Genomic DNA, 3,194 nt, shown 5'->3' with positions numbered 1-3,194 from the left:
GGGTTTGGCCGCCATGCTCGGTGAGTTTCTCAACTCCCGGCCGCGGCGACTTAGAAGACTCTACACGGGGTTGGAGGGACGCGCAAATCCGCTCCCAGCCGGGCTTTTTAGAGCCGCCCGGCGCAGACGGCGGCCGGCAAGTTGACCTGCCTGCCGCCGTCGTCCGCTCCTTAGTTTCCGCCCTCGGCCAGAGTCACCTCAACGGGCTCAAAATCCGCCGCCTTGGTGTCCACGCCCTCTTCTTCCAGTTCCGCCAGCGCCTTCTCTACGTACTCATTGGTGTAGGCCGTTTCCGGCGGCTCGGTGGTCAGGATGGTGGCCCCGGTTTCATTCTGCGTTCCCATGGCGATGTCCACCGTCTTCTTCCATGCGGCCTCATCGATCATGCCCACGCCGTTAGTGGAGGGGAAGATCAGCTTGTTGGTCTCGTTGGTCATCCACAGCTGGTGGCTCTGGCCCAGGGTGGAGCCGGATTCAGTCACAATGCGCGCCGCATCCTCCGGATTGTCCTTGGCATAGATCCAGCCCTTGATGGCGGCCTTGATAAACGCCGTGGTGGTTTCCTGATACCCGGTGTCATCAGCCAGCCGGCTCGCGTCGGCCCAGATGGCGTCCTGCAGCATGGCCGAGCCCTCCTCGTTCCAGTCAATGACGCTCAGGTCCTCTGGCTGGAACAGCTCCCCCGTCTCCGGATTCACGGCTTCCAGCACCTGCGCATACTCGTTGTAGGTCATGGCCTGGGCGGCATCGATGTCCCCGGACAGGAAGCCGTTCATGTCAAAGGCCTGCTGGATCAGCTCAATGTCGCCCGGAGCCACGCCGGCATCCTGCATTCCGGCGAAGAGCTCCCACTCATTGCCGTATCCCCAGGACCCCACCTTTTTCCCGGCGAGGTCTTCCGGCCCGTCGATCCCGGAGTCCGCCATGGACACCTGCAAGGTGGCGCTGCGTTCAAAAATCTGCGCCACATTGGTGATGTTGGCCCCTTGCTCAATCGAACCCAGGACTTTTGGCACCCAGGAGATGGCATAGTCCACGTCTCCGGAAGCGAGCACGTCCTGGGGCACGATGTCCGCGCCGCCTTCCACGATTTCCACCTCCAACCCTTCATCTTCAAAGAATCCCTGGTCCAGTGCCGCGTAGTATCCGGCAAACTGTGCCTGCGAGAACCACTGCAGCTGCAGTTTGACGGGCGTCAGCCCTTCGGCCGGTTCGTCGTCAGCTTCTGCTCCGCTGCCCGAGGCGCAGCCGGCCAGGACCAGTACTGCGGCGGCTCCGGCCGCTGCGGCCGTGCGGATACGTTTTGCACTTGCCATGTCATTGCCTCCAGTGAGTGTGAATGGATCGAGGTGAGCATCCCTCCAGACAGAAGGGATACACGGAACGGATGTGGGTGAGGCGGTGTCAGTGCCGGGAACTGTATTTCTCCAGCGCGGCGGTTGCGCAGAAGAAGAGCAGGCCGACGACGACGGCGCCCAGCACGTAGGCCCAGGCAAGGGTGTAGTTGCTGCCGGCAGCCGCCGAGGTGATGGATTTGCCCAGTCCGCCCACCGGACCGCCGAAGTACTCGGCAATCAGCGCCGAAATCACGGCCAGGGAGGAGGCGATCCGCAGCCCCGTGAACATATAGGGCACCGCACTGGGCAGGGTCACCGCGCGGGTCACCTGCCAGCGGCCCGCAGCATAGGAGCGCATCAGGTCCCGGTGCACCGGCAGGACCTGCCGGAACCCGCGCAGCGAATTGACGTAGACCGGAACAAAAACCGCTATTCCCGCCACAATCTGCCGCGGCGCTTCCTCGCCGGCGCCGAACATTGTGTACAGCACCGGTGCCGCCGCCACGATGGGTACCACGGACAGCGCGGCCACAGTGGGCCCGGCCAGCCGGTCAAAGCTGGGCAGGAAAGCGGCGACGACGGCGGCCAGCACACCGATCAGGCCGCCGGCCACCAGGCCCACCAGAGCGTTGGTTCCCGTCACGAGCGAGGCGGAGGCAATATTTGCTCTGTTTTCCACAAACCCGGCAGTTATGGCGAAAGGACCCGGCAGGACAAACGGCGGAACGGAGAACAGGCTCACCGCTCCCTGCCAGAGCAGCACGGCCGCTGCCCCCAGCAGTAGTGGCAGCAGTGCCTGCTTCCCGCCGTCGAGCGCCCGGCCCAGCAGCGCAGGTGAGGTGGCGGCCGCAGCAGCCGGCGCAGTTTTCAGCGCCGATGACTTCAGCTCAGTCACCGTGTCTCCACTCCGCGCAGCGGCGCCACCTCGGTGCCGTGCAGCGCTTCCCGCACAGCGGTAATGGCCGCGTAGAAAGCGGTTTCTTCGCGCAGGTTTTCGCCGCGATCCTCCGCCGCACCCAGGCGGATCGGCAGCACATCCTTGATCCGGCCCGGCCGCGCGGACATCACGAACACCCGGTCGGAGAGGAAAACCGCTTCCGGAATGGAGTGGGTGACAAAGACGACGGCGGCACCGGTTTCCGCGCAGATCCGCACCAGCTCGTTCTGCATCCGTTCGCGGGTCATTTCGTCCAGGGCACCGAACGGCTCATCCATCAGCAGCAGCCGCGGACTCTCGGCGAGTGACCGGGCAATCGCCACGCGCTGCTGCATGCCGCCGGAGAGCTGGTCCGGAAAGGAATCGGCAAATTCGGTGAGCCCCACCATGCCCAGGAGTTCCTCGGCACGGTTCCGGCGGACTGCTGCCCCCGCTCCATGGAGTTGAAGCGGTAGTTCTATGTTCCCCCGCACGGTCCGCCAGGGCAGCAGACCTGCCTGCTGAAAGCAGATGCCGTAGGCCTGCTCCCGGCGCGCCTGCCGGGCGGTGCGGCCAAAGACGCTGATGCTTCCGCTGGTGGGTTCATCAAGATCCGCGATCAGACGCAGCAGGGTGGACTTGCCGCAGCCCGACGGTCCGATCAGCGAGACGAACTCCCCCGGCGCCACCGTGAAGCTGGCGGATTCCAGGGCCGTCACGGGTCCGCGACCGGTGGAAAACACCCGGTGTACGTCCCGGACGTCCACCGCGGGTTCAACGGCTCCGCTCAGAACCTCCGGTTCAACTAATCCGCTCATGATGGTTGTTCTCCTCTGCGGTAGCGGTGGGCAGAGTCATATGGTCAGTGCAACGCTCTGAAACTACAGGAGCGATGCGATGCCCAGCGGCTACCCCTTTACCCAGGACTTCAAGGACCAGTA

General features: G+C 64.5%; 3 protein-coding genes. All 3 read right to left on the bottom strand.

Annotated features, from left to right (window positions below; genetic code table 11):
• Positions 1-170: 170 nt before the first annotated feature.
• The gene (locus ABIB35_RS18680; protein ID WP_354183237.1) at positions 171-1,316 is read right to left on the bottom strand and encodes an ABC transporter substrate-binding protein; all 1,146 of its coding nucleotides are present in this window, start codon (positions 1,314-1,316) and stop codon (positions 171-173) included.
• 88 nt (positions 1,317-1,404) lie between these two features.
• Positions 1,405-2,232: an ABC transporter permease gene (locus tag ABIB35_RS18675; protein WP_354183236.1), complete on the bottom strand. Its 828-nt coding sequence runs from the start codon at positions 2,230-2,232 to the stop codon at positions 1,405-1,407.
• The gene (locus ABIB35_RS18670; RefSeq protein WP_354183235.1) at positions 2,229-3,071 is read right to left on the bottom strand and encodes an ABC transporter ATP-binding protein; all 843 of its coding nucleotides are present in this window, start codon (positions 3,069-3,071) and stop codon (positions 2,229-2,231) included. The genes ABIB35_RS18675 and ABIB35_RS18670 overlap by 4 nt, the downstream gene beginning before the upstream one ends.
• Positions 3,072-3,194: the final 123 nt, after the last annotated feature.

It is taken from the genome of Arthrobacter sp. UYP6 (genome assembly GCF_040547315.1).
Lineage (GTDB): Bacteria > Actinomycetota > Actinomycetes > Actinomycetales > Micrococcaceae > Arthrobacter_B.
The sequence above is the reverse complement of the archived record's forward strand: the minus strand, read 5'-3'. Positions and strand labels throughout refer to the sequence as shown.